Here is a 24,911-nt window from a genome sequence, read left to right as displayed (position 1 = left end):
AACCTATGGAAGGCTTTATTTTCTACTGGCTTATCGTTGTGGTACTTTTTGTGGTTGGTATGATCCAGCTTATCATAAAATCGGCGAAGGGACTGCCGCTTAAACCGGCTTTGCGTTTACTTATTGTGTCGGTAATTATGCTGGTGATTGGTGCAGGTGCCTGCGCTGTAATTCTGTCGAATTTAACCATTAATCATTAGTAATATTGATAGCTGATGCTAAATTTTCCCGAAGAATTCTCAAACTGATTTCATCATTTCGATAGCTTTTTCGAAGGGTTGGATAGTGCTCTTTTTTGGTAACTGGCTCAATTTCTTCCCGTGGATTAAAAAGTTTTCGGCAGATTTGTTTCTAGTGTGTTTTTGAACAGGCAATTTACCGGGATGAGGAGGGGGTTGCAGCTTAACCCTGCGGCTGATTTTATTACATCAAGATTTCTCGATTAGCTTTCTGCTTTGGGCTTTAAATAATATCTTTGCGTTTTATAAAACTGTGTATCGCCCGATATTGCTTTGGTCGCTGATACGCGTTACCGATACTTATAGATGAAAATATCATACAACTGGCTAAAACAATTCGTTCAGATAGATAAAACACCTCAGGAACTTTCTTTAATTCTAACCAACGTTGGTTTAGAAGTGGAAAGTGTAGATAAGGTACAGGCCGTTATCGGTGGGCTGGAGGGTTTGGTTATTGGCGAAGTTTTAACCTGCATTCAGCACCCTAATGCCGATCGTTTGCGTGTAACCACAGTAAGTGTTGGCGGCGTTGAAAACCTGCAAATTGTTTGTGGTGCGCCCAACGTAGCCGCAGGCCAGAAAGTTGTGGTCGCCACCGTTGGCACAACCGTTTATCCTTTAGAAGGCGAACCTTTTAAAATCAAAGAATCGAAGATAAGGGGAGAAGTTTCTCAGGGAATGATTTGTGCCGAGGATGAAATTGGATTGGGCAAATCGCATGATGGAATTATGATTTTGCCAGCCGACACCCAGGTTGGAATCCTCGCGAAAGATTATTTCCAACTCGCAGACGATTTCGTTTTCGAAATCGGCTTAACGCCAAACAGAGCCGATGCGGCCTCGCATTTAGGGGTTGCCCGCGATTTGGCTGCTTACTTTAGAAGCGAATTTGAAATGCCGGATTTGTCTGCCTTTAATGTTGATAATGAAAATTTGATTATTCCGGTTGAAGTAGAAGACCTCGATGCTTGTCCACGTTACAGTAGCCTAACCATTTCAGGTGTTCGTGTTGGTGATTCGCCAGATTGGCTTAAAGATAAATTAAAGGTTATAGGCCTGCGTCCCATTAATAACGTGGTTGATGTAACAAATTATGTTTTGCATGGCCTTGGTCAGCCTTTACATGCTTTTGATGCAGATAAAATTACAGGCGGCAAGGTGTTGGTAAAAAAGGTAGCTGAAGGCACCCCCTTTGTTACTCTGGATGATGTAGAACGAAAGTTGAGTGCAGATGACCTCATGATTTGTAATGCTGAAACGCCAATGTGTATTGCAGGAGTATTTGGCGGTAAAACTTCCGGAGTTGATGCAAATACTATAAACGTTTTTCTGGAAAGCGCCTACTTCAATTCGGTATCTGTTCGTAAAACAGCTAAGCGGCACGGGTTAAAAACGGATGCTTCCTTTCGTTTCGAGCGGGGAACCGATCCGGAAATTACGGTTACAGCCTTAAAATATGCGGCCATTTTAATTAAAGAACTAGCCGGCGGCGAAATCTCATCACCAGTTTCTGATGTTTATCCTACGCACATTAAACCATTTGAGTTTGAAGTAAGCTTTACCAACATCAATAAGTTAATCGGTGCAAACATCCCCCCGGTAGAAATTAAGCACATTATAACGGCTTTAGGAATTTCTGCCACCAATACATCTGATGATACACTTGCCTTAAGGGTGCCTTCTTTTAAAGTGGATGTTACCCGCGAGTGCGACATTACCGAAGAGGTTTTACGTATTTACGGATACAATAACATCGCGATTCCGACGAAGATAAATGCATCGCTTTCGAACAGCTCGAGGCCGGATAAAGAAAATACACAAAACGTAATTGCAGACATGCTAACCGCCAATGGCTTTGCTGAGATTTGGTGTAATTCGTTAACAAAATCTGCTTACTCTAAAAACTTAGATGAAGCTGTATTTATTTTAAATCCGCTGAGCAGCGATTTAAATGTAATGCGACAAAGCATGCTAATGCCTGCGCTGGAAAGTGTTGCTTACAATCAAAACCGTAAAAATGCCGACGTTAAATTTTATGAATACGGTAAAACTTATCACCTTATAAATGAGCAGTACATTGAGCGGCCAAGGTTATTGTTATTGGTATCGGGTGCAACGCAGAGCGAACAGTGGAATCAGCATACAAAATCGGCTACCTTTTACAATTTAAAGGCTGCCGTTGATGCCGTTATTTCCCGCTTAGGAATTACAACTTACCAGACAGATGTTTTGCAGGATGAAAATTTCGCGTACGGAATCCGGTATTTCCGCGGTGATAAAACTTTGGTAAGTTTTGGTGCCGCCACCAAGGCCGACAGAAAACAAGGTGATGTGCATGCGGAGGTTTTTTATGCCGACTTTGATTGGGCAGGCTTGCTGGATATTGTTAAAAAGAATAAAATCGTTAATAAAGATGTTTCTAAATATCCACAGGTGAGAAGAGATTTATCAATGCTGGTTGATAAGGACGTAACCTTTGACGCTCTGAAAGGAATTGCTTTCAAAACCGACAAAAAACTGATAAAAGAAGTTGGTGTTTTTGATGTTTACGAAGGCGACAAACTTCCGGAAGGAAAAAAATCATATGCATTAAATTTTATTTTGCAGGATGAAGAGCAAACGCTTACTGATAAGCAAATTGAAAATACGGTACAAAAGTTAATTGCCAATTTTACGCAACAAGCGGGTGCAGAAATTAGGAAATAAAATTTAAATTCGTATTTTTAGAAATAAATTCATGGCTTCTGTTGCAGATCAATTAGATAAGGTAATACTAAAAACAACGCGGATAATCGAGTTGTGTAATGCTTTGCAGGAAGAAAATGATTTATTAAAGCTTGAAAATCAATCGTTAAAAGTGGCGCTTGATACTTTTAAAGGTAAGCATGGCGAACTGGAAGAAAAACTTCGGGTTACCAAACTTGCAAAGAGTATTGAAGGCACGAGCGAGAAGTCGCTTGATATTAAACAAAAAATTAACGATTTTGTGCGGGAGATTGATAAAAGTATCGCATTGCTTAAAAAATAAGCAGTGAGACATAATCAGAAACTAAGCTAACAATGGGAGAAATCTCGATTAAGATAACTATTTCCGACCGTATTTATCCTTTAAAGGTTAATGTTGAGGAGGAAGAAATTGTGAGGCGGGCAGCAAAAATGATCAATGAGCGCATAAAAGATTATCAAGACAATTATGCGGTCAGAGATAAGCAGGATCTTCTTTCTATGGCAGTATTGCATTATGCAACAGCTGTGCTGAGAACAGAAAATAAGGTGCAAAACCAGGATACTGCAGTTGCTGACAAAGTCGAGGAATTAGATGTTTTATTAGGTGATTTCTTTTCAAAATAAGGTTCGTTCTTTTTAAGTGTTCGTCGTTCTGGCTCCGGCCTGAATCTGATAATTGAGGTGCTGAAATAAAACCGGAGGGTAATATAAAAGCATGGCGTTAACTTATAATTAGCATAAAAGCATAGCCGCGGCTAGTTTTTTGAGTTTCAATTTTATAAAACTTAACACTTCAATATCTATGGGGTTAAGAGGGCGTATTTCATCTGCTATGGCACCTGAAAATGGCTTAAATCCCAATTATGCTTAGTTGAGGTTTAAAATGATGAGACTTTAAAAAAATTAGTTGCGGTTTTTTTTTACTTAAAAAACAAAATGGAAATAACGGAGATTCTAGGATACATATTTGCCCTTATAGCAGGCTTAGGTATCGGCATAGTAGTAGGCAGGTTCCTACTGCGCAACTTGCTTAAACAGCAGGAAGTTGCTGCACAAAACAAGGTTAAAAAGATTTTAAAAGACGCAGAAAACAACGCGGAAATCTTAAAAAAGAATAAACTTTTAGAAGCAAAGGAAAAGTTTCTGCAACTTAAAGCCGAGCATGAGCAAGAGGTAAATGCTAAAAATAATACCATCAACCAACGCGAGAATACCATAAAACAGAAAGAACAATCTGTTAATCAGCGTATGGAAAACTTCAACAAAAAGGAAGCGGAACTTGATAAACAAAAAATTCATTTAGAAAAGCAAACGGATCTTGCTGTTAAAAAGCAGGAAGAGGTTGAGGTTTTAAAGCACCAGCACTTAAAGCAGTTGGAAACCATTGCCGGGCTTTCTGCAGAAGAAGCCAAAGAGCAATTGGTAGAAAACCTGAAACAAGAAGCCCGCACCCAGGCGATGATGCAAGTTAAAGACATTGTTGATGAGGCAAAGCTGACAGCCAGCAAGGAAGCGAAGAAAGTGGTTATCCAAACCATTCAGCGTACAGCAACCGAAGCTGCAATCGAAAACTCGGTTTCGATTTTTCATATTGAAAGTGATGAAATTAAAGGCCGTGTTATCGGTAGAGAAGGCCGTAATATTCGTGCACTTGAGGCGGCAACAGGTATCGAAATTATTGTTGATGATACTCCGGAAGCGATCATATTATCAGGTTTTGACCCGGTAAGAAGGGAAATTGCCCGTTTAGCTTTACACCGTTTGGTAACCGATGGCCGAATCCACCCGGCCCGTATTGAGGAAATTGTAGCCAAAACCAAGAAACAAATTGAAGACGAGATTGTAGAAATTGGTGAGCGTACCGTGATTGATTTAGGTATCCACGGTTTGCATCCGGAGTTAATCAGAATGGTTGGCCGTATGCGTTACCGTTCATCTTACGGACAAAATCTTTTACACCACTCTCGTGAGGTTGCAAATTTCTGTGCTACAATGGCTGCAGAACTTGGCTTAAACGCGAAGATGGCTAAACGGGCAGGTTTGTTACACGATATAGGTAAGGTGCCTGATGATAACCCTGAATTGCCACACGCGATTTTAGGTATGCAACTTGCAGAAAAATATAAGGAACATCCTGAAATTTGTAATGCAATTGGTGCCCACCACGATGAAATCGAAATGACCTCGATGATTTCGCCAATTGTACAGGCCTGCGATGCGATTTCGGGCGCTCGTCCGGGTGCGCGTAGAGAGGTTGTAGAAAGCTACATTAAGCGTCTCAAAGATTTAGAAGAACTTGCCCTATCATATCCGGGCGTAGAAAAAACCTTCGCAATACAGGCAGGAAGAGAGCTGAGGGTAATTGTGGAAAGTGAAAGAATTACCGATGCCCAGGCAGAGTTGCTTGCTGCGGATATTTCGACACGCATTCAAACGGAAATGACTTACCCTGGTCAGATTAAAGTTACGGTAATACGCGAAACGCGTTCTGTTGCATTTGCTAAGTAATTGCTGATGTAGTAAACTGAACGGTTACAGCAGTTCAAAGAGTATATAGATAGAAGCGATGACTGAGGTCGTCGCTTTTTTTATTTTCTGTTTTTCGGCAGCTTAGAAACACCAACGCCTCTTTCTATTTAGCTCATCTTTAAAAACCGAAATTACCTGCCGCTTTCCTGTGGTTAAAAATTAGTCGAACACATCAGTATTTTTTTTATTTTTACATAATGAGCAAGCAAACCCACAAAGTTGAAATTAAACGGCCTGTAGATGTTTATTTCGATAAATATCAGGAAAGCCATAATAATGAAACGAACGAAGTTATCCATTGGATTTGTGTGCCGCTGATTATTTTCAGCTTGCTGGGCCTGGTTTGGTCAATCCCGTTTCCACATATCGCTTTTTTAGGGAAGTATAACGGCTTTGTAAACTGGGCATCTTTTTTAATTGCTTTCTCTGTGTATTACTACTACCGTTTGTCGCCTGTGCTCTCTTACATGATGTTACTGCTCATCGTTATAATGAGTTGGGGCATTGTATCGCTGGAGCAGTGGCAAAAAACGGGTGGTCCCGCGGTTTGGGTAATTTGTCTTATCATCTTTGTGGTTTCCTGGATTGGCCAGTTTATCGGGCATAAAATTGAGGGGAAAAAACCATCATTTTTAGACGATATTAAGTTTTTGTTAATTGGACCGATATGGTTATTGCACTTCATCTGCAAAAAGGCGGGTATTAAATACTAAATCAAAAGCCGGTAACATTAAATTAACCTTTAGCTAAACAAAGCTTAATTAACATCTAACATACAGCTAACATTGTGGTAATAGCTTTGCCTAAAATTAAATACAGGCAAATTGAACTTACTCAAACTTTTTAAAAGCACAGCATTAGCAATGCTGGTTTTCTTTTTAAGCGCAGCTGCTTACGCCCAAACCGGTAAAATTTCCGGCGTTGTATCAGACAATAAAACAGGTGAAACATTAATCGGTGTTACCGTAAAAATTAAAGGTACTACAAAAGGTGTTTCGACAGATGTTGATGGAAAATACACGCTTCAGGCCATGGCCAATGGCAAATATGTTCTGGAATTTTCTTACATCGGTTATCAAACCAAAGAAATCTCAGACATCGAAGTTAAAGCTCCTGCGGTTACCAACCTTAGCGTAACCCTTAGCGAGGCCAGCGGGCAAAATCTTGGCGAAGTTGTTGTAAAAGCCAGTTTTAAACAAGAGTCTATCAACACATTATATGCACAACAAAAAAACAGTGCGTTAATTTCTGACGGTATTTCGAGCGAGCAGATTAAAAAGTCGCCAGATAGAAATACTTCTGATGTGTTAAAACGTGTTAGTGGAGCAACCATTCAAGACAATAAATTCGTAATTGTTCGTGGATTGAGTGACCGCTACAACACTGCCACGCTTGATAATTCGACTTTGCCAAGTACAGAAGCAAACAAAAAAGCATTCTCTTTCGATATTGTACCTTCTAATCTTGTTGACAAAATTACCATCAGCAAAACTGCAACGCCTGATCTTCCGGCGGATTTTGCAGGTGGAGCCGTTCAGATTGTGACCAAAGATATTCCCGATCAGAACTTTCTTTCTCTTGGAGTTGGCTACGGATACAATAGCCAATCTACTTTTAAAGATTTTTTAGCAACCAAGAAAAATGCCCAGAATTATTTGGGTTTTGAGGATGGCTCGAAACAACTTGCGGAAAACTTTCCGAGCAGCGAGCAGGTAGCTAAAGGAACCTTAACAAACTCTAAAAGCATTGCCGCATTAAAATCCTTACCGAATGATTTGAGTGTTAAAAACAGGTCGGCCCTGCCAACGCAAAATTACCAGCTAAGTTTGGGGCGTGTAAAGCATTTCGAAAGTGGTAATACCTTCGGTGCGTTAATATCTGCAACTTACAGAAACGCACAAACCATAAACCAGGATGTTGAACGTAATTTCTACGTGTATAACTATCTCGATAATCAATATAAGTTTTCTACAAACTTAGGTGGTTTGGCGAACTTTGCCTATTCGTTCGGAAAGAACAAAATTAGCTTTAAGAATATTTATAACAGAAACTATGATGATACCTATGCAGAAAGAACGGGTATAAAGGATGGTAATTCATTAAACCGTTTTTATGCTTTCGATATTATGCAGAAGTCGCTTTTTAAAACAACTTTAGAAGGAGATCATCAGATTGGGGAAGGAAATAATAAGTTCAAATGGACTGCATCTTACAGCAACATTAGCAACAACCAGCCCAATCAGTTAAAAATTAATTATACAAAACCATTAGCGGCTCAGAATGATCCAAGTGTTTTGTACCAAGCTAACATTACTTCGTTAGGAAAAGACAATACGAGGTTGTTTTCAGATTTAAATGAAAACATTTATGCCGGCGATGTTAATTACAGTACTCCATTTAAATTGTTTGATGCTTCGAGTACTTTCAAAGTTGGCTTAGGTTCGCAATACCGCGACCGTAATTTTACTGCCCGCTTTATCGGTGCAGAATTGATTACCAATAACCCCGCCTTGCAAACACAAATCAGAAGCTTACCTGTTGATCAGATTTTTTCTCAGTCGTTGTTTGATTCTGGTGCTTACAGACTTGCAGAGGTTGGTGGCGAACTGGATAGTTATAAAGCAAACTCGTTTACGAATTACGGATACCTAATGTTGGATCAGAAATTTGGAGAAAATTTCAGAGCGGTGTATGGTGCGAGGGTAGAAAGTTACAACGTAAAAGTGATGAGCATTAGCAAAACATATGTTGATGATTCGCAGGTTGACGTTTTGCCTTCCGTTAACTTAACCTATAGTTTAACTAAAAAAGCAAACCTGCGTGCATCATATTACCGTACTTTAGCAAGACCAGAATTTAGGGAATTATCACTTTCATCTTACTACGATTACGAATTATTGGGTAACATAACAGGTAACCCAAACCTGAAACGCTCATTAATCGATAATGCCGACATCAGGTATGAGATTTATCCGGAAGCAGGTCAGTTATTCTCTGTTTCAGCATTCTACAAGCATTTCACAAACGCAATCGAATCATACCGTTACGATGTTTTATCAACGCCTGATGTTTCGTTTTTCAATACCCCTAAAGCTTATACTTATGGTTTAGAGTTTGAAGGCAGGAAGAACTTAAACTTTATTGGCGAAAGTAATTTGTTCAAGAATACAATTGCTTATGTTAACCTGTCGCTAATAAAATCAAAGGTTACTAACCCTACAGATCAAAACTATATCGATAAAACCCGCCCAATGGTTGGCCAGTCGCCATATGTTATCAATGCTGGTTTACAGCACAGTGCTTTAGATAACAAGCTTAATTTCAATATCCTTTACAATAAAATAGGTAGAAGAATTGTACAGGCAAGTGGTATCAACTTTCCAAGCACCTGGGAAAATCCGAGAGATGTAATCGACCTTCAGGTAAGTTACAAAGTGTTGAAATCGAAAGGCGAGTTTAAACTAAACGCCGGAGATATCCTTAACCAAAGAAGCATAATTTACTTTGATTACAATGGTGATAAAAAATACAACGGCAGCGTTGGCAACGGCGGAGATGAAACCTTCTCATCATACAAGTCTGGCACTAACATATCACTCTCTTTTAACTATACTTTTTAGTGATTAACAATATGGTAACAGGATATTAATCCTGAATAAAAATTAAAAATTTCTATTTGTAAAAAATATTAAAGCAAAAAAAATGAAAAACCAATTTATACTACTCGCTTTATCGGTAGTTTTATTTTCAACGTCGTGTAAAAAAAATGTAATTGTGGAAGGTCCTTCTACAGAAACTCCAGGTGGTACGGCAACTGGTGTGGTTGAAGTAACCGGCGAGATTTCGGCTAACACCACATGGTCTGCAAGCAAGATTTATTTATTAAAAGGATTTGTTTTTGTAAGCAACGGCGCAACTTTAACAATTGAGCCAGGCACAATTATAAAAGGCGACAAGGCAACAAAAGGTACTTTAATTGTAACCCGCGGTGCGAAAATTAATGCAACGGGTACGGTAGACAAACCGATTGTTTTCACTTCGGCTTTGGCCTCAGGCGCTCGTAGCCAGGGTGATTGGGGTGGCGTTATCTTATTGGGTAAAGCACCGGTTAACCAAGGTACTGACGTTAAAATTGAAGGTGGATTAGTTCAGCCAACAGGAAAAGACGAGAAATTGTACATTTACTATGGTGGTACTGATGCAGCAGATAACTCAGGAACGATGAAATACGTTCGTATTGAATATGCTGGTATTGCCTATTCAGTTGATAACGAGATTAATGGTTTAACAATGGGTGGCGTTGGTAACGGTACTACACTTGATTATATCCAGGTTTACCGCTCTGGCGATGATGCTTTCGAATGGTTTGGTGGTACAGTTAACGCGAAACACTTATTGGCTATCGGAACATGGGATGACGATTTCGATACAGATTTCGGTTATGCAGGTAATGTTCAGTTTGCTTTAGCGCAGCGTGTTTCTACTGTTGCGGATCAATCTCAATCTAACGGTTTTGAATCTGATAACAATGGAACAGGAACTGATCAAACGCCAAAAACGTCTGCTGTTTTCTCTAACGTAACCGTACTTGGTCCGATTAAGGCTGCTGGTGGTGCATTCAACGCAAACTTTTTCCATGGTGCGCAAATTCGTCGTAACTCTTCAATCAGTATCTTAAATTCGGTTATTGCTGGTTTCCCAATTGGCTTATACATTGATGATACTAAGGTTGTAACGGCTAATTCTACATCAGCAAACTTTACAAGTGGAAATATGGTTATCGCAAATAACCTGATTTATGGTACAAAAGGCACTGAAGTTAGTGTTAGCAATGCAGCGGCGGCCGTAGCAATCGAAGCTAAATTACGTGTTGACAACATTTTCGCTCAAACCTCTTTTGCATCAGCGATATACACAAACCCATATTTATACTATAGTGATTTCGGTGCTGGTGCTACATTGGGTACGGCTAATTTCACTCTGTTAAATGGATCGCCTGCTGCAACAGGAGCTGCTTTTACAAATGCTAAAGTTTCTGGTTCTTTCTTTACTCCGGTAGCTTATAAAGGTGCATTTGGTGCTGAAAACTGGGCTTCGGGTTGGGCAGAAGTGGATGCTCAAAGCTTAGCGTATACTACGCCAGGAGCAGTTAAATAAAATAAAAACTTTGTAAAATAATAAAGCCGGAGCATTTAATTATGCTCCGGCTTTTTGTTTTATTTTACTCTGAAACTTCTTTTTTCGCTTTCGACGCGGATACTTTAACGGCTACCGGTTTTACTGCTTTTTCTTTAATTACGAGTGGAGCAACCTGCTCTTCTTTAATAAATGAAGCTATTGAATCTTCTGCCGGGGCGATACTGATTTTTTTGGAAAGTTGTTTCGCAAATTTCTCAATAACTTTTTCAGGTTTTTTTGCTTTTCCAAATTGATTAACAATTTCGCTAATTGCAGTTGTCAGCCTCAATTCTAATTCTTTACGCAGTTTTTTACTCGCCGAGTGATTTTTCGACTTAGATTTATTCTTTTTCATTTAACAATCAGGATTTCCTCAAAGATAAAATATCGTGATGTTAAGTTAATATTATGATTATGTTAAGTGTAATTTAAAGCCTTAACAAACAGCTAATTTTCTAGAAAACTGTATAATCCGATAAAAAATGCTTCTAGGACAAATCAAGCGTGTTTTTAGACGGCCAAGAACTTAAATCAATAGATCATTTATATGCCGGAGCCCTTTGCAATGCTTCCACCCATATCTAAAGCGCTTTGAAATTCTTCAAGGTACTGAAGCAAATGCCGTTCTGCAGTCGCGAAAGACGTAAACGACGCTGATGGTTCGTATGGGTCGCTGCTGTTATAATTTTTATAAAATAAGCTTGTTTGAAATACAAAAACTTCTTCCTTGTTTACTGGCGACATAATCCGGGCCTTTATTGGGTGAGTATGTATTTCTGTGAAGTACTCTTTCAAAACGGTATAAATTACAGGCTGCATAGGAATGTTTTTTTTGAACGATAAAAATAGCCTAAAAAATACCAATGCGGGCTTGTTGTTGATTTTATAACGTTAGCTTAACATTAATTTAATATTAAATTTATTTCGACGGGTTATAATTGTAGACGATTTTATACTCAACATCCTTTAGTTTTGTGGCTGTTTCCCCAACCTTCAAATCCTGCAATTGTGGCGTAGGTTCGCAGAAAACATACTTTTTGCCCTGATAAATTAAGTAATCTCCTTTAACCGGTTTATCAAATTGAACTGCCATACTTAGGTGTGTTGGATATAAAAGTGCCACCATTGGCAGGTTATAAATCTCTTTTACCAGGTAGAAAAATAATGCGGCCCTGTCATCGCAATCGCTATATTTAGTTAATAATGTTTGCTCTGGCGATAAACGTTTTTCCCTTCCGAAGTTATCCTGGTCATTCTCATACAAAAAAGCATATCTGGTGAAACGCATTAAATAGTCTACACCCTTTTTTTGATCCAGCTTTTTTACATTGTTCTTCAATATCGGAATTAAGGAACTGTAAGTTTCCCGACTGAGTGGAATGTTAAAATATGATTCGAAATCTACCCCAGGATAATTCGCAAAAATTGCCCGAACTGCATCGTTAACTTTTAACTTGAAATGATAGGTTTGATGCTTGTAGCTGAAATCTACATCCTTTTCAGAATAGGTTTCCGGCTTAAAATCGGGCATTCGGGTAACTTTATATGAAAATGAATTTACGCCCTCTGGTATTGCAATGCTCACCGGTTTATACGCACCCGATTGTTGAAAAAGTTTGCCATAATCATGGTAATTAAGGCACATATATTTATTATCATCTACCATAAAAAACGGAATGTCACTGATGTCTTCACTGTTTTTTACATAAAATATAATTTGCCCATTTCCAACTGCTAAACGGGCATCATAGCCACACTTGTTTAACAGAAACCATTTGTATAAGGTGTATTGGCTATAATTTTTCAACTTCGGACTTAACAATTCAGCAGTTTTTCGAATAAGCTGGTAATAGATCCAGTCGTTCAGTTTATACTTTTCTCTATAAGCTGTTAAAGCGGTAGTTAAACCGGCATAGTTTCCGGCGTTGATGGTGTTGTAAAAACTATTTACCGTTTCAGAAGTTGCGTTTAAGGGTGTAGCGACAATAATTGATGAATCTGCAGAAAAATTAAACGTTCCGTTGTAAAAGTCGACGGAGTAGTTAGCAGCCTTCGTTTCACAAAAAACCAGTACGAAGCAAATGCTTAACACTAAAATTAAAGAAAATTTATTGGTGCTGCTTTTCAACTTGAAATATTTGGTAATATTAAATTTACTTAAAATTAATATTAAAACAACAATTTCTTTATGTTAAAAAAGTTAAATCGGTTAACACGCAGGTAATCTGAAATTCTAAAATGTTATGGGTCAGCGCTTAGTATCAATCGAAAGAAACCATACCGCAACTTTTACCGTAAATATAACCGAACGAATGAGTGAATGGATTTGCAGGAGTTGATAGGCCTGCATTTCCTTTTTTGGGCAGTAGTTATGGATCTAATTTCTTTCCGGGACTTTCGATTTTATAACATTCCCTTAATATTTAGCTAATGATGTAACCTCATATTTGCATTATAAATTACTTGGTTAGTATTTATAAAAAAGTTTAGGTTAGTTGATAAGAAAAAACCCGGATGGATATCCGGGTTTTTCTATTTTATAATCTAAAGGTTCTTGCCTAATTTTTCTATCATCTCTGGCGGGATGTTATGTGTATCTACAACCAGAAAGCCATCTAAGCAATCAGAAAATTTTGGGTCGATGTTAAATGAAATGATTTTTGCGTTCAGGTTCATATACTGGCGCAAAAGCACAGGAACTTTGATGTGTGAGTTTTCGATGTCGCCAATTATGCTATCTAAGTCTTTAAAAGAATCGCTGCTATCAACCAAAGTATCGGTCGAAATCGGCAATAAATCTGCCTTAAATTTGTTTCTTGGTTTTACATATTTGGCCATCTCATAATCGAAATGGTTTTTGGTGATGTAATCGACAATAAGTGCCTTACTAAATTTAGAAAAACTATTGCTAATACTCACCGGACCAAACATGTAGCGGTATTGAGGATTATCGATAAGGTATTTTAAAATCCCTTTCCAAAGCAAGAAAAGTGGAAGCGGTTTACCCTGGTACTCTTTCCTTATCCAGGAGCGGCCCAACTCGATACCTTGCCGTAACATAGGGTAAAACTGGTCTTTCATTTTAAATAGCTCTGAAAGATAAAAACCTCTGCGACCCATACTTTCCAAAATTTCGTCGCCTTTGCCAATGCGATAAGCGCCAACAATATTTTCAAGTTCTTTATCCCAGATAAAAAGGTGGTTATAATAAATATCGTAATTATCTAAGTCTATTTTTTTATTTGTACCCTCACCAACCTCTCTAAAAGTAATTTCACGCAAACGGCCAATTTCTCTTAAAATGTTTGGAATTTTTAGCGTTGGCACGATATAAACCTCATAGTTCTTTTCCGTCCACACTTTAAAATCGTCCAGCGTTGTCACTTCCTCTTTTATCAAAACCCTCGATGTTTCTTCGATAACCTCTACCGGTTTCTTTTTAATCTTAAAGAGTTTGAGTGGATTAAAAAGTTTCTTTTCTGTGTCTAAACCAACACCTAATGCATAAGTACGGGCTCTTAAAAAGTCCATTAACTTATTGGTTTTGTTCATGTGAGAAATTTCATCAAGTCCGATAGCTTTTCCTATCCTCACACGAATGGTGCGGCCATGCTTGTTCAGAAACTCGGATGGTAACTTTGCCGTTCTAAGCGTTGGATGGATGAAACTTAAAATGTTGAAGAAAACACCATTATTGCCGTGAAAGTAGATGGGTACCACCGGTACCTTTGCTTTCGCTATTAATTTGCCTACAACCGGGTGCCACATTCTATCGGTAACCTGTTGTGCATCCAGTTTAAACGTCGAAACTTCACCAGCGGGAAAAATTCCTATCGGCGTACCGTTCCTTAAAAGATCGAAAGTTGTTTTTAAGCCACTAATGCTTGATGAATGCTGTACGTTTTCGAAGGGGTTAACCGCCACGAAAAATTCATCTAAGTTTGGAATCTTTTTCAAAATGAAGTTAACCATAACCTTCGCATCCGGGCGAACCGTGCACAAAAGTTTAACGAGCGCCAAGCCTTCTACGCCTCCGTATGGATGATTTGCAATCGCAATAAATGGTCCGGTTCTAGGGATACTGTTTAGTTCATCTTCATCAAAATCAATTGAAACACCAATGGTTTCCAGTATTTTATCAACGAATTCTAAGCCTTTAAAGTGCTGGTTCTGAGAGAAAACGTCGTTAATATCGTTCAGTTTCATGATTTCCATCATCAAACCTGCCAAACCGGGAACGCCTAACTTATCTATCTTCGTCGCCTTCGCAAACTCTGAGGTAGTAATAATCTTCATAAAAAAATTTTAGCTTGTTGATATTGCGTAACAGTAAGGTGTTTTGCAATCCCAAAAATAAGATTTATATTTATAATACACACGTCATATCATATTATGAGAATTTGGCTTAACAAACATTTTGGTTTCAGCAAAGGCGAATTCAATGGCTTAGTGTTTTTAACTGTAATTATTCTCCTTTTAAAAATTTCTCCCTTAGCGTACAATTATTATAAGCCTGTTGATGAAGATGAGCCGGCTTTATCGGCAGCAATTAAAAAAATAACAATTACCGACGAGGAAAGTTCGTACTACACCCGCGATAGAATCGAAAATGCAGGAATTAAGACCAGCTCAAGGTTATTTAAATTCGATCCCAATAAAATCAGTTCGGAAGAGTGGCAAACACTTGGTTTATCGACAAAGCAAGCGCAGTCTATCGTAAATTACAGAAACAAAGGCGGTAAGTTTTACAAAGCAGAAGATTTGCAAAAGATGTATACCATTTCGCCCGCGATGTATAAGAAGCTTTTGCCATATGTAGAAATAGAAAATAAAGAGCCATCATTTGCAGGAAAAGATTTTCAATACGAGAAAAAAGAGTATGTTAAAAAGGCGCTTGTTATCGTTGAGCTTAACCAAGCCGATTCTGCCGGTTTGGACCAGATAAGAGGCATTGGGCCGGCTTTCGCAACCAGGATTTTAAAATATCGGGAGCGTTTAGGTGGTTTCTACAAAAAGGAACAACTTCTGGAAGTTTATGGCTTAGATTCGGTAAAGTATGCAGAAATAAAAGACCAGATAACGATAAATGCATCGTCAGTTAAGACACTTAATATCAATACCGCTGACTTTAGTGCATTAAAGTCATCACCTTATCTATCTTACAAACAAATTAATGCAATTATTCAATACCGCAAACAGCATGGCAACTATGCTGGATTGAGTGATTTGAGAAAAGTGGCTATTCTTACGCCTCAGATTATCGATAAAATTACGCCTTACATTACTTTTTAGTTGCTAAACGCTTTATCGTTCGGTTGAGATAGAAAAATAATTTAAATTATTTACAAGAAAAAAACCAGTTTTTTTATGTGTTAAAATTGGCAGATCGGGTAATTGAACCCAATACCATTTCGTTCTGCATTTGTGCGAATTTTAAATAGGAAATAACTAAAAAATAATTGTTTATCATTGCCGCCACTAACCATAAAATATAAATTAATGAGCGTAAGCTATAATTTTTCAGAAACTGAAACACAGGTAAATGTAAAGGCGATGGTTCGGGATTTTGCCGAGAAACACATCCGCCCGAATATAATGGAATGGGATGAGGCACAATTCTTTCCGGTAGATTTATTTAAGCAATTGGGGGAGATGGGGTTGATGGGCGTTTTAGTGCCCGAAGAGTACGGTGGCTCAGGTTTGGGCTACCAGGAATATGTAGATGTAATTGTAGAAGTTGCCAGAGTTTGTGGTTCTATCGGCTTATCGGTGGCCGCCCACAACTCGCTTTGTACCGGCCATATTTTGGCTTTTGGTAACGATGAGCAGAAGAAAAAGTGGTTGCCAAAATTAGCAACTGCCGAGTGGATTGGCGCCTGGGGTTTAACTGAGGCCAATACTGGTTCTGACGCACTGCGGATGATGACAACAGCTGTTGAAGATGGTGATGACTATATAATTAATGGTTCGAAGAACTGGATAACCCATGGAAAAAGCGGCGATGTTGCCGTTGTAATGGTACGTACGGGCGAGCAGGGAAGCTCGAAAGGAATTTCGGCAATTGTGGTTGAACGTGGTACGCCAGGATTTTCTGCCGGTAAGAAAGAGAATAAATTAGGAATGCGGGCATCTGAAACCACAGAGATGATTTTTGATAACTGCCGCGTTCCAAAGGCAAATTTGCTTGGAAATGTTGGCGAGGGTTTTAAGCAGGCCATGAAAGTTTTAGATGGCGGAAGAATTTCAATTGCTGCATTAGGTTTAGGCATTGCGAAAGGTGCTTTTGATGCTGCGGTTTCTTATTCGAAACAACGCCAGCAATTTGGGCAACCAATTTCGAGTTTTCAGGCCATTAGTTTTAAACTTGCAGATATGGCGACAGAGATTGAAGCATCGGAACTTTTGATTCGCCAGGCGGCTGATTTAAAAAACAGACACCTGCCAATGACAAAGGAATCGGCAATGGCTAAATATTTTTCGTCGGAAGTTGCCGTAAAGGTATCAACCGAAGCAGTGCAGATTTTTGGTGGTTACGGCTACACTAAAGATTTTCCTGTAGAAAAGTTTTACCGCGACAGTAAATTATGTACAATAGGCGAGGGGACTTCAGAAATTCAGAAAATTGTAATTGCCAGAGAAATTTTAGGCTAAGCTTAATCAAAATATTGACAACCAAATATATTTATGAGTAATCCGGAAGGTAACAACCTCCGGATTTTTTTTGTCTGTTTTTTTCAAACTAAAATATTTTACAAGTTGTTTTCAATGAAAAACTAAAAAATATGGCAAAGTACTCAGAAAAAGCTGGTGAAAAGGTAGAGCAAACCATGCACGAAATGAAAGAAGGCAAGCTCAAAAGTGGTTCTGGCAAAAAAGTAACATCTAAAAAACAAGCGGTGGCAATAGGCTTATCAGAAGCCAGAAAAGAAGGTGCAAAGGTTCCTAAAAAGAAAAGCTAATTTAAAGACTTAATTACTGGGGTAAATCTTTTACAGAAAGAATGCTGTCTACAACATAAACCGAGAAGCCTCTCCAGGGTAAAGTATTTTTGTATTCTTTGTAATGCAATTCATAAAAGTTACCACTATTGGCCATCATTTTTTCGGCAATTGCTTTACTGCCAATAGAAAACTCAAATTCGTTATTTTGTAAGGTTCCTGTCTGCCTTGATTTTATGCCGCTTTGAATTAGTTTACCTTCGTATGTTTTAAACATGTAGCCTTTTTTAACAACATAGTTAAGTTCTCCAGCTTTAACACCTTCGCCAAAAACGAAGAAATAACGATAATAAGCTAAGCCAGCCAGTAGAAGAATTGCAATTACTGCAATGATTGAAATAACTTTTTTTCCTGTAGTCATTTGTTGTTTATTTAAGATCTAAATGTATAAAAAGAAAATAATTAATTCAGTTAAACAATAATATGTTTTCACTTGCCGTGTAATGATTTAAAAAATGTTTTTAGAAGAAACACCTGATTTTTTCAAGTTTTAAAAAAGGGTTTCTACAACAGGATTTAAAAAAAACAGGAGGCAATAATTTTCCAGGCATTTTACAGCAGCAATTAAGTTTATGTGTATGAGATTCGTTAATGTTTTTTTTCGCAAAAACGTTTCTGAGTTTCAATAATTTGCTTACATTTGCATCCCTTACAATAAGGAAAATTTAAAAACCACGAGAGGAGGTATTTCAGCGTTATGATTATTATCAACATTAAAGACGGCGAATCATTAGATAAAGCCCTTAAACGTTTCAAGAAGAAATTCGAAAAAACTGGTGTATTGAGAGAACTGCGTAGCCGTCAGGCATACGAGAAAAAATCTGTAGCTCGTCGTACTGAAATTAAACATGCTGTTTACATTCAGAATATGAACCAGGATACAACCGTATAGTTTCAAAGATATATACATTAATATTAAGTGCCTTCAGTGTTTTCTGAAGGCATTTTTTTTGTGTAAAATTTTCTGTTTATAATTTCTTAATATTAAAACAATTAGTAACTTCAATCTTAGTGGGCTACTAATTTATAATAAATGTTGCTGAACGGTTTTTTAACATATTTACTTCACGAGAAACGCTATTCTCAGCATACCATAACCTCCTACAAGGCTGATTTGGTTCAGTTTGAAAAGTACATTGCCGATACTTATGGTTTAAATTTTTTAGACATTAAGCATACCCACGTGCGGAGTTTTATGGTTGATTTGATGGAAGAAAAATCATCAGAAAACAGCATCAACCGAAAAATATCTTCTCTGCGCAGCTTTTATAAGTTTCTGATACGTGAAGGTAGAGCCGAACAAAACCCGATGGTTTTAATTAAAGCGCCGAAAATTCCTAAACGCTTGCCGGTTTTTGTAGAAAGTCAAAAGCTTGATCACCTGCTGGATTCTGAAACCTTTTTTAACGATGATTTTTATTCAAAAAGAAATCATCTTGTAATCGAATTGCTTTTTGGTACGGGCATGCGGCTGGCCGAGTTAATTAACCTAAAGGAAACAGATTTCGATGTTTTCTCAAATACGATTAAAGTTTTGGGTAAACGTAATAAAGAGCGCATTATTCCCATAAACAAACAACTTGTAAATCAATTAGATAGTTACATCGAATTAAAAAAGTTGCAAAGTTTTGATAACAATTTGCCAAACTTAGTCGTTACCAATAATGGTGCGGCTGCTTACCCTAAGTTAATATACCGCATTGTAAGTTCTTACCTAAAATACGTGTCAACTCATGATAAAAAGAGTCCGCATGTACTTCGCCATAGTTATGCAACCAGTTTGCTCAATGCCGGTGCAGATTTAAATGCAATTAAGGAGTTGTTAGGTCATGCCAGCTTAGCCGCTACACAGGTTTACACACACAATTCAATCGAAAGATTAAAAACAATTTATAAACAAGCCCATCCAAAGGCGTAAAAAAAGGAGGAAAAATGAAAATCGGAGTTCAATCAATCCACTTCAGTGCAGACAGTAAGTTGTTAGACTTTATACAGAAGAAGGCCAATAAGCTCGATCAGTTTTTTGACCAGATAATTAGTGGTGAAGTGTATTTAAAGTTAGAGAACGTAGAAGATGAAGCCAATAAAATCAGTGAGATAAAGCTGATTGTACCGGGTGGAACGTTATTCGCTAAAGAACAATGTAAATCATTTGAGGAAGCCACGGATTTGGCAATCGAATCATTAAGAAAGCAGATTACCAAGCATAAAGAAAAAACAAGAAAAAAAATTAGTGAACAGAAAACTGTTTTAATTGATAGTGAAATATCTGATTACTAATTAACCATACCATTATAAAAACGGCATAAAGTAATTTATGCCGTTTTTTGTTTGGACGGATTTACATGATTTGTAATAGAAGATTAAATTATCACCAATTCAACCGGAACGTTACCTATGAATAAGAATTTAGCATTGAAAAGCATTGGCATTTTACCATTTGTAATTTATCTCCTGGCAACCAGCATCTGGAAACTAAGTTACGGGGTAAGTATTTTGATGCTGTCGACAGCTATTTTGTTAGGATTGATTTCGTTGTTTTTGCAAAAGAATAAAAGGGTGTACCTTTTGGTGGGCGGTATATTTTTAATAGCGTTATCAATTTTCACCTATCAATATTTACCGTAACAATTTCTTTTTTTTGGACATTTTGAAGGCACGGTTTTATTTTTGAAAAATCCAATTGCCAGGTACTAACAAATAATGTAAAAAAAAATTCAGCAGAAAACACTGTCAACTCTTGCTGAAACATCTGATTACTAAGCAAATATTTTTTCTAATTTTAGATAAGCAATTAGCGGGTTTAAAGGCCCGCTAATTTTTTTTTAAATTTATTTTGAATAGAAATATAAATGTGTAGATTTGCATTCCAATTCGGAAAGGGGGTTACCTCAAATAACGAAATGGATTGTTCTGTGAAAGTATAATATTTTATAAAATACGCATTCATTTGTTTAGAAAACCATTTTTTTAAACGGTGCAATAAAAATAAAAGCCTCCTTAGCTCAGCTGGTAGAGCAACTGACTTGTAATCAGTAGGTCATTGGTTCGATTCCGATAGGAGGCTCTGTTATTTTAAGGTGTTCGCATTTTAGGATAAAGTTGGGGAGATTCCAGAGCGGCCAAATGGGACAGACTGTAACTCTGTTATCGCAAGATTTCGAAGGTTCGAATCCTTCTCTCCCCACAAGTTGATTGTAGATTTTAGATTGACGATTTTAGATTGAGACCATCAATCGTAATTCATAAATCTAAAACCGTAAATTAGCAAGCGGAAGTAGCTCAGTTGGTAGAGCGATAGCCTTCCAAGCTATAGGTCGCGAGTTCGAACCTCGTCTTCCGCTCTTGGAAGTTCATTAGTAAATAGTTCACTGGTTCATTTGTAACCTAACGAACTGGCAGGCTATTGAACTAATGAGCTGAATAAAAAGCCGACTTAGCTCAGCGGTAGAGCACTTCCTTGGTAAGGAAGAGGTCATGGGTTCAATTCCCATAGTTGGCTCAGGTAAAAGAAGCTTTGTTAAATCTGTTAATTAAAACAGAGTAGACAAGGTTTTTTGTGTTGCATTGCAATAAAACAATAAATAAAAAATAATAAAAAGTTAACCTACTAATTAGTTATAAATAAAATGGCAAAAGAAAAATTTGACCGCAGTAAACCGCACTTAAACATCGGTACAATCGGTCACGTCGATCACGGTAAAACAACTTTAACAGCAGCTATTACAAAATGTTTAGCTGATGCAGGTTTATCTGAGGCACGTTCATTCGAATCTATTGACTCTGCTCCAGAGGAAAAAGAAAGAGGTATTACAATCAATACAGCTCACGTTGAGTATTCAACAGCTAACCGTCACTACGCACACGTTGACTGTCCAGGTCACGCGGATTACGTGAAAAACATGGTAACTGGTGCTGCTCAAATGGACGGTGCAATTATCGTTGTTGCTGCTACAGATGGTCCAATGCCACAAACTCGTGAGCACATCTTATTGGCTCGCCAGGTAGGTGTTCCTTCATTAGTTGTATTCATGAACAAAGTGGATATGGTTGATGATCCTGAGTTATTAGAATTAGTTGAAATGGAAGTTCGTGAATTATTATCATTCTATGAATTCCCAGGTGATGACATTCCAGTAATCCAAGGTTCTGCTTTAGGTGGATTAAACGGCGATCCGAAATGGGTTGGAAAAATTATGGAACTAATGGAAGCTGTAGATAACTACATTCCAATTCCTCCACGTTTAACTGAACTTCCTTTCTTAATGCCTGTAGAAGATGTATTCTCAATTACTGGTCGTGGTACAGTTGCTACTGGTCGTATTGAGCGTGGTGTAATCAACTCAGGTGATCCGGTTGAAATCTTAGGTATGGGTGCTGAGAACTTAAAATCTACAGTAACTGGTGTTGAGATGTTCCGTAAAATTTTAGATTACGGTGAAGCTGGTGATAACGTTGGTTTATTATTACGTGGTATTGAGAAAACTGATATCCGTCGTGGTATGGTAATCTGTAAACCAGGTTCAGTAACGCCTCACACAGATTTCAAAGCTGAGATCTATGTATTATCAAAAGCAGAAGGTGGTCGTCACACTCCATTCTTCAACAAATACCGTCCTCAATTCTATTTCCGTACAACAGACGTAACTGGTGAGATTTCATTAGCTGAAGGTACTGAGATGGTAATGCCAGGTGATAACGTTACAATTACAGTTAAATTGATTAACGCAATCGCAATGGAAAAAGGTCTACGTTTCGCTATCCGTGAAGGTGGTAGAACAGTAGGTGCTGGTCAGGTAACTGAAATTTTAAAATAGTAACCCCAAACCCCTACGGGGGCTTAAGGAAAATAATTGAAAGCAAGGTGCTTGAGAAATACTTAAGTACTTTGCTTTTAAATTACGGGAATAGTTCAACGGTAGAATAGAGGTCTCCAAAACCTTTGATCAGGGTTCGAATCCTTGTTCCCGTGCCAAATAATGGTTGTTTAATGAATGTTACAAGGATAGAATGTTAGCATTCGTTCATTCACTAACCCAATCATTTAATCATTTAAATAGATATGGCTAAAGTAGTTCAGTTTATAAAAGAATCGTATGATGAAATGACCCAGAAGGTTACATGGCCAACCTGGGGCGAGCTTCAAAATTCGGCGGTTCTTGTTTTAGTAGCCTCTTTAATCATTGCATTAATCATTTTCGCAATGGATAAAGGTTCTGTATTCGTGTTAGATACTTTTTACAAATCACTTTCTAATTAATATACTAATGAGCGATCTTTTAAAGTGGTATGTTGTAAGAGCGGTAAGCGGTAAAGAAAAAAAGGTAAAACAGTATATTGATGCTGAGATAAGTCGTTTAGGTTTCTCTCATTTGGTTCCTCAGGTGTTAATACCTATGGAGAAATATTACCAGATGAAAGACGGTAAAAAAATTGCAAAAGAGCGTAACTTTTATCCTGGTTATGTTTTAATTGAAGCAACTTTAGACGGCGAACTAGAACACATCATTAAGGGCATTAATAGTGTAATTGGATTTTTAGGTGATAAAGCCGGTAATCCAATCCCGATGCGCCAGGCAGAAGTTAACCGTATTTTAGGTAAGGTTGATGAAATGAGTGAGCAGGGAGAGATGATGAATGTACCTTTCTACGTTGGCGAAAACATTAAAGTTATGGATGGACCTTTCAATGGTTTCACCGGTGTTATCGAAGAAGTAAACGAAGAGAAGAAAAAATTAAAAGTTATGGTTAAGATTTTCGGTCGCAAAACGCCATTAGAACTTAACTATATGCAAGTAGAAAAGGAGTAATCTGATTTACGATTTTAGACTTTAGAATTTCAAATTACGGTTTAAAAATATAAAACCTTCAGATTAATTTCTGGAGGTTTTTTTAATTAGAGGGCTTGCTTTATTTCACGACTTCACAAATTATAAAAAATTTCTCTTAATCTATTGTCTATCTGCAAGATTATTCATATCTTTGCAGTCCTTTTGGTTTTATATAAAGCCGCCAGGAAATTAAATGTTACATGCTTCCACTATTAACATTGAGTTTTAAATAAATAAAAACACAAAATGGCAAAAGAAGTCAGTGCAATGATCAAATTACAGATCAAAGGCGGAGCGGCAAATCCATCGCCACCAGTAGGACCTGCATTAGGTGCTAAAGGTGTTAACATTATGGAGTTTTGCAAACAGTACAACGCTCGTACCCAAGATAAAGCAGGTAAAGTATTGCCGGTTGTAATTACTGTTTATGCTGATAAGTCATTCGATTTCATCATCAAAACCCCTCCTGTAGCCATCCAGTTAAAAGATGCTACTAAATTACAGAGTGGTTCTGCTGAGCCTAACCGTAAAAAAGTTGGATCGGTGACCTGGGACCAGATTAAAGTTATTGCTGAAGATAAGATGCCTGATTTAAATGCATTTACAATCGAATCTGCAATGAGTATGGTTGCCGGTACAGCACGCAGTATGGGAATCACCGTTTCTGGTGACGCACCCTGGAATAATTAATTAAAAACAGTTTACAACAGTGGCGAAATTAACTAAAAATCAAAAAAAGGCACATGCTAAAATAGAAGCTGGTAAAGCTTATACTTTACAGGCTGCTGCTGCTTTGGTAAAAGAAATCACTACCACTAAATTCGATGCATCAGTTGATATTGATGTATCATTAGGTGTAGATCCACGTAAAGCCAATCAAATGGTACGTGGTATTGCTACTTTACCACACGGAACAGGTAAAACTGTACGTGTTTTAGCTTTAGTAACTCCTGATAAGGAAGAAGAAGCAAAAGCAGCCGGCGCAGATTTCGTAGGTTTAGACGAATATGTGGCTAAAATTGAAGGTGGTTGGACCGATGTAGACATTATTATCACTACACCAGCTTGTATGGCGAAAGTAGGTAAATTAGGCCGTGTTTTAGGTCCAAGGAACTTAATGCCAAACCCAAAATCTGGTACAGTAACTAACGAAGTTGGTAAAGCTGTAACAGAGGTTAAAGCAGGTAAGATTGATTTTAAAGTAGACAAAAGCGGTATTATACACGCTTCAATTGGGAAAGTATCATTCCCGGCAGATAAAATTTATGAAAATGCATTAGAGATCATCTCTGTAATTTCTAAATTAAAACCATCTGCTGCTAAAGGAACTTATTTTAAGAGCATTCACGTGTCTTCTACAATGAGTCCTGGAATTGCAATTGAAACAAAATCAGTAGCGGGGATCTAAT

Annotated in this window: 25 protein-coding genes and 5 tRNA genes; 25 read left to right on the top strand and 5 right to left on the bottom strand. The window is 37.7% G+C overall.

The features are described from left to right. Positions 1 to 5 precede the first annotated feature (5 nt). The 8 genes from AC0IWT_RS08360 to AC0IWT_RS08325 all read left to right on the top strand — a co-directional run bounded on the left by AC0IWT_RS08360 (position 6) and on the right by AC0IWT_RS08325 (position 10,652). A complete protein-coding gene (locus AC0IWT_RS08360) occupies positions 6 to 200 on the top strand; it encodes a hypothetical protein (protein WP_056871308.1) in 195 nt (64 codons plus the stop codon). 345 nt (positions 201 to 545) lie between these two features. After that, complete coding sequence (gene pheT, locus AC0IWT_RS08355; protein WP_471796791.1) at positions 546 to 2,945, top strand: phenylalanine--tRNA ligase subunit beta; 2,400 nt, start codon at positions 546 to 548, stop codon at positions 2,943 to 2,945. A 31-nt stretch (positions 2,946 to 2,976) separates the two neighbouring features. Next, positions 2,977 to 3,267 carry a hypothetical protein gene (locus tag AC0IWT_RS08350; RefSeq protein WP_056871306.1) on the top strand — a complete coding sequence of 97 codons (291 nt, stop codon included), beginning with the start codon at positions 2,977 to 2,979 and terminating at the stop codon, positions 3,265 to 3,267. Between the two features lie 32 nt (positions 3,268 to 3,299). Beyond that, positions 3,300 to 3,590: a cell division protein ZapA gene (locus AC0IWT_RS08345; protein ID WP_056871305.1), complete on the top strand. Its 291-nt coding sequence runs from the start codon at positions 3,300 to 3,302 to the stop codon at positions 3,588 to 3,590. 312 nt (positions 3,591 to 3,902) lie between these two features. Continuing rightward, complete coding sequence (gene rny, locus AC0IWT_RS08340; RefSeq protein ID WP_471796790.1) at positions 3,903 to 5,474, top strand: ribonuclease Y; 1,572 nt, start codon at positions 3,903 to 3,905, stop codon at positions 5,472 to 5,474. Positions 5,475 to 5,692: 218 nt separating this feature from the next. Beyond that, entirely contained in the window at positions 5,693 to 6,208 is a 516-nt protein-coding gene (locus tag AC0IWT_RS08335; RefSeq protein ID WP_056871303.1) for an Mpo1 family 2-hydroxy fatty acid dioxygenase, read from the top strand. A 111-nt stretch (positions 6,209 to 6,319) separates the two neighbouring features. Next, on the top strand, positions 6,320 to 9,115 hold the full coding sequence (locus AC0IWT_RS08330) for a TonB-dependent receptor (RefSeq protein WP_471796789.1): 2,796 nt from the start codon (positions 6,320 to 6,322) through the stop codon (positions 9,113 to 9,115). Between the two features lie 82 nt (positions 9,116 to 9,197). Next, the gene (locus tag AC0IWT_RS08325; protein WP_471796788.1) at positions 9,198 to 10,652 is read left to right on the top strand and encodes a hypothetical protein; all 1,455 of its coding nucleotides are present in this window, start codon (positions 9,198 to 9,200) and stop codon (positions 10,650 to 10,652) included. Between the two features lie 64 nt (positions 10,653 to 10,716). On the opposite strand, the gene AC0IWT_RS08320 is transcribed toward AC0IWT_RS08325, so the two are convergent. The 4 genes from AC0IWT_RS08320 to AC0IWT_RS08305 form a co-directional block, all read right to left on the bottom strand. Then, on the bottom strand, positions 10,717 to 11,028 hold the full coding sequence (locus AC0IWT_RS08320) for a hypothetical protein (RefSeq protein WP_471796787.1): 312 nt from the start codon (positions 11,026 to 11,028) through the stop codon (positions 10,717 to 10,719). Positions 11,029 to 11,216: 188 nt separating this feature from the next. Beyond that, the gene (locus AC0IWT_RS08315) at positions 11,217 to 11,492 is read right to left on the bottom strand and encodes a hypothetical protein (protein ID WP_471796786.1); all 276 of its coding nucleotides are present in this window, start codon (positions 11,490 to 11,492) and stop codon (positions 11,217 to 11,219) included. A gap of 100 nt (positions 11,493 to 11,592) precedes the next feature. Continuing rightward, complete coding sequence (locus tag AC0IWT_RS08310; protein WP_471796785.1) at positions 11,593 to 12,801, bottom strand: hypothetical protein; 1,209 nt, start codon at positions 12,799 to 12,801, stop codon at positions 11,593 to 11,595. 416 nt (positions 12,802 to 13,217) lie between these two features. Then, complete coding sequence (locus AC0IWT_RS08305; RefSeq protein ID WP_471796784.1) at positions 13,218 to 14,969, bottom strand: lysophospholipid acyltransferase family protein; 1,752 nt, start codon at positions 14,967 to 14,969, stop codon at positions 13,218 to 13,220. Positions 14,970 to 15,065: 96 nt separating this feature from the next. Here AC0IWT_RS08305 and AC0IWT_RS08300 point away from each other — a divergent pair, with 96 nt between their 5' ends. The 3 genes from AC0IWT_RS08300 to AC0IWT_RS08290 all read left to right on the top strand — a co-directional run bounded on the left by AC0IWT_RS08300 (position 15,066) and on the right by AC0IWT_RS08290 (position 17,632). After that, positions 15,066 to 15,965 carry a ComEA family DNA-binding protein gene (locus AC0IWT_RS08300; protein ID WP_471796783.1) on the top strand — a complete coding sequence of 300 codons (900 nt, stop codon included), beginning with the start codon at positions 15,066 to 15,068 and terminating at the stop codon, positions 15,963 to 15,965. Positions 15,966 to 16,172: 207 nt separating this feature from the next. Beyond that, on the top strand, positions 16,173 to 17,324 hold the full coding sequence (locus AC0IWT_RS08295; protein ID WP_056871764.1) for an acyl-CoA dehydrogenase family protein: 1,152 nt from the start codon (positions 16,173 to 16,175) through the stop codon (positions 17,322 to 17,324). Positions 17,325 to 17,455: 131 nt separating this feature from the next. After that, positions 17,456 to 17,632 carry a DUF6496 domain-containing protein gene (locus AC0IWT_RS08290; protein WP_471796782.1) on the top strand — a complete coding sequence of 59 codons (177 nt, stop codon included), beginning with the start codon at positions 17,456 to 17,458 and terminating at the stop codon, positions 17,630 to 17,632. 13 nt (positions 17,633 to 17,645) lie between these two features. Here AC0IWT_RS08290 and AC0IWT_RS08285 read toward each other — a convergent pair whose 3' ends face one another. Further along, on the bottom strand, positions 17,646 to 18,032 hold the full coding sequence (locus AC0IWT_RS08285; RefSeq protein ID WP_471796781.1) for a hypothetical protein: 387 nt from the start codon (positions 18,030 to 18,032) through the stop codon (positions 17,646 to 17,648). 336 nt (positions 18,033 to 18,368) lie between these two features. Between AC0IWT_RS08285 and rpsU the strand changes: the two genes are divergently transcribed. From rpsU to rplA, 14 genes are all read left to right on the top strand, one after another. Next, on the top strand, positions 18,369 to 18,563 hold the full coding sequence (gene rpsU, locus AC0IWT_RS08280; RefSeq protein WP_056871296.1) for a 30S ribosomal protein S21: 195 nt from the start codon (positions 18,369 to 18,371) through the stop codon (positions 18,561 to 18,563). Positions 18,564 to 18,704: 141 nt separating this feature from the next. After that, on the top strand, positions 18,705 to 19,589 hold the full coding sequence (locus AC0IWT_RS08275) for a tyrosine-type recombinase/integrase (RefSeq protein WP_471796780.1): 885 nt from the start codon (positions 18,705 to 18,707) through the stop codon (positions 19,587 to 19,589). A gap of 14 nt (positions 19,590 to 19,603) precedes the next feature. Further along, on the top strand, positions 19,604 to 19,951 hold the full coding sequence (hpf, locus tag AC0IWT_RS08270; protein ID WP_471796779.1) for a ribosome hibernation-promoting factor, HPF/YfiA family: 348 nt from the start codon (positions 19,604 to 19,606) through the stop codon (positions 19,949 to 19,951). Between the two features lie 117 nt (positions 19,952 to 20,068). Further along, positions 20,069 to 20,299: a hypothetical protein gene (locus AC0IWT_RS08265; RefSeq protein ID WP_471796778.1), complete on the top strand. Its 231-nt coding sequence runs from the start codon at positions 20,069 to 20,071 to the stop codon at positions 20,297 to 20,299. Positions 20,300 to 20,665: 366 nt separating this feature from the next. Then, positions 20,666 to 20,738, top strand: a tRNA-Thr gene (locus AC0IWT_RS08260). 37 nt (positions 20,739 to 20,775) lie between these two features. Then, positions 20,776 to 20,858, top strand: a tRNA-Tyr gene (locus tag AC0IWT_RS08255). An 84-nt stretch (positions 20,859 to 20,942) separates the two neighbouring features. Beyond that, positions 20,943 to 21,015: transfer RNA gene (locus tag AC0IWT_RS08250), tRNA-Gly, on the top strand. Positions 21,016 to 21,101: 86 nt separating this feature from the next. Next, positions 21,102 to 21,173: transfer RNA gene (locus AC0IWT_RS08245), tRNA-Thr, on the top strand. Positions 21,174 to 21,300: 127 nt separating this feature from the next. Continuing rightward, positions 21,301 to 22,488, top strand: a complete 1,188-nt coding sequence (gene tuf, locus AC0IWT_RS08240) for an elongation factor Tu (RefSeq protein WP_056871292.1) — start codon at positions 21,301 to 21,303, stop codon at positions 22,486 to 22,488. A gap of 84 nt (positions 22,489 to 22,572) precedes the next feature. Continuing rightward, a tRNA-Trp gene (locus AC0IWT_RS08235) sits at positions 22,573 to 22,646 on the top strand. Positions 22,647 to 22,733: 87 nt separating this feature from the next. Then, positions 22,734 to 22,931 (top strand): preprotein translocase subunit SecE, encoded by a 198-nt coding sequence (secE, locus tag AC0IWT_RS08230; protein WP_056092816.1) that lies wholly within the window; start codon positions 22,734 to 22,736, stop codon positions 22,929 to 22,931. 7 nt (positions 22,932 to 22,938) lie between these two features. Next, positions 22,939 to 23,481: a transcription termination/antitermination protein NusG gene (gene nusG / locus AC0IWT_RS08225; RefSeq protein ID WP_056092813.1), complete on the top strand. Its 543-nt coding sequence runs from the start codon at positions 22,939 to 22,941 to the stop codon at positions 23,479 to 23,481. A gap of 267 nt (positions 23,482 to 23,748) precedes the next feature. Further along, complete coding sequence (rplK, locus tag AC0IWT_RS08220; protein WP_010601094.1) at positions 23,749 to 24,192, top strand: 50S ribosomal protein L11; 444 nt, start codon at positions 23,749 to 23,751, stop codon at positions 24,190 to 24,192. 19 nt (positions 24,193 to 24,211) lie between these two features. Continuing rightward, positions 24,212 to 24,910 (top strand): 50S ribosomal protein L1, encoded by a 699-nt coding sequence (rplA, locus tag AC0IWT_RS08215; protein WP_056092810.1) that lies wholly within the window; start codon positions 24,212 to 24,214, stop codon positions 24,908 to 24,910. Position 24,911: the final 1 nt, after the last annotated feature.

This window comes from Pedobacter sp. AC464, assembly GCF_979253075.1.
This window is presented reverse-complemented; position numbering and strand designations above follow the sequence as displayed.

Excerpts from the sequence above, each read along its gene's own strand:
- AC0IWT_RS08360 (WP_056871308.1), top strand. The coding sequence starts at position 6 with ATGGAAGGCTTTATTTTCTACTGGCTTATCGTTGTGGTACTTTTTGTG.
- pheT (WP_471796791.1), top strand. The coding sequence starts at position 546 with ATGAAAATATCATACAACTGGCTAAAACAATTCGTTCAGATAGATAAA.
- AC0IWT_RS08350 (WP_056871306.1), top strand. The coding sequence starts at position 2,977 with ATGGCTTCTGTTGCAGATCAATTAGATAAGGTAATACTAAAAACAACG.
- AC0IWT_RS08345 (WP_056871305.1), top strand. The coding sequence starts at position 3,300 with ATGGGAGAAATCTCGATTAAGATAACTATTTCCGACCGTATTTATCCT.
- rny (WP_471796790.1), top strand. The coding sequence starts at position 3,903 with ATGGAAATAACGGAGATTCTAGGATACATATTTGCCCTTATAGCAGGC.
- AC0IWT_RS08335 (WP_056871303.1), top strand. The coding sequence starts at position 5,693 with ATGAGCAAGCAAACCCACAAAGTTGAAATTAAACGGCCTGTAGATGTT.
- AC0IWT_RS08325 (WP_471796788.1), top strand. The coding sequence starts at position 9,198 with ATGAAAAACCAATTTATACTACTCGCTTTATCGGTAGTTTTATTTTCA.
- AC0IWT_RS08320 (WP_471796787.1), bottom strand. The coding sequence starts at position 11,028 with ATGAAAAAGAATAAATCTAAGTCGAAAAATCACTCGGCGAGTAAAAAA.
- AC0IWT_RS08315 (WP_471796786.1), bottom strand. The coding sequence starts at position 11,492 with ATGCAGCCTGTAATTTATACCGTTTTGAAAGAGTACTTCACAGAAATA.
- AC0IWT_RS08305 (WP_471796784.1), bottom strand. The coding sequence starts at position 14,969 with ATGAAGATTATTACTACCTCAGAGTTTGCGAAGGCGACGAAGATAGAT.
- AC0IWT_RS08300 (WP_471796783.1), top strand. The coding sequence starts at position 15,066 with ATGAGAATTTGGCTTAACAAACATTTTGGTTTCAGCAAAGGCGAATTC.
- AC0IWT_RS08295 (WP_056871764.1), top strand. The coding sequence starts at position 16,173 with ATGAGCGTAAGCTATAATTTTTCAGAAACTGAAACACAGGTAAATGTA.
- AC0IWT_RS08290 (WP_471796782.1), top strand. The coding sequence starts at position 17,456 with ATGGCAAAGTACTCAGAAAAAGCTGGTGAAAAGGTAGAGCAAACCATG.
- AC0IWT_RS08285 (WP_471796781.1), bottom strand. The coding sequence starts at position 18,032 with ATGACTACAGGAAAAAAAGTTATTTCAATCATTGCAGTAATTGCAATT.
- rpsU (WP_056871296.1), top strand. The coding sequence starts at position 18,369 with ATGATTATTATCAACATTAAAGACGGCGAATCATTAGATAAAGCCCTT.
- AC0IWT_RS08275 (WP_471796780.1), top strand. The coding sequence starts at position 18,705 with ATGTTGCTGAACGGTTTTTTAACATATTTACTTCACGAGAAACGCTAT.
- hpf (WP_471796779.1), top strand. The coding sequence starts at position 19,604 with ATGAAAATCGGAGTTCAATCAATCCACTTCAGTGCAGACAGTAAGTTG.
- AC0IWT_RS08265 (WP_471796778.1), top strand. The coding sequence starts at position 20,069 with ATGAATAAGAATTTAGCATTGAAAAGCATTGGCATTTTACCATTTGTA.
- tuf (WP_056871292.1), top strand. The coding sequence starts at position 21,301 with ATGGCAAAAGAAAAATTTGACCGCAGTAAACCGCACTTAAACATCGGT.
- secE (WP_056092816.1), top strand. The coding sequence starts at position 22,734 with ATGGCTAAAGTAGTTCAGTTTATAAAAGAATCGTATGATGAAATGACC.
- nusG (WP_056092813.1), top strand. The coding sequence starts at position 22,939 with ATGAGCGATCTTTTAAAGTGGTATGTTGTAAGAGCGGTAAGCGGTAAA.
- rplK (WP_010601094.1), top strand. The coding sequence starts at position 23,749 with ATGGCAAAAGAAGTCAGTGCAATGATCAAATTACAGATCAAAGGCGGA.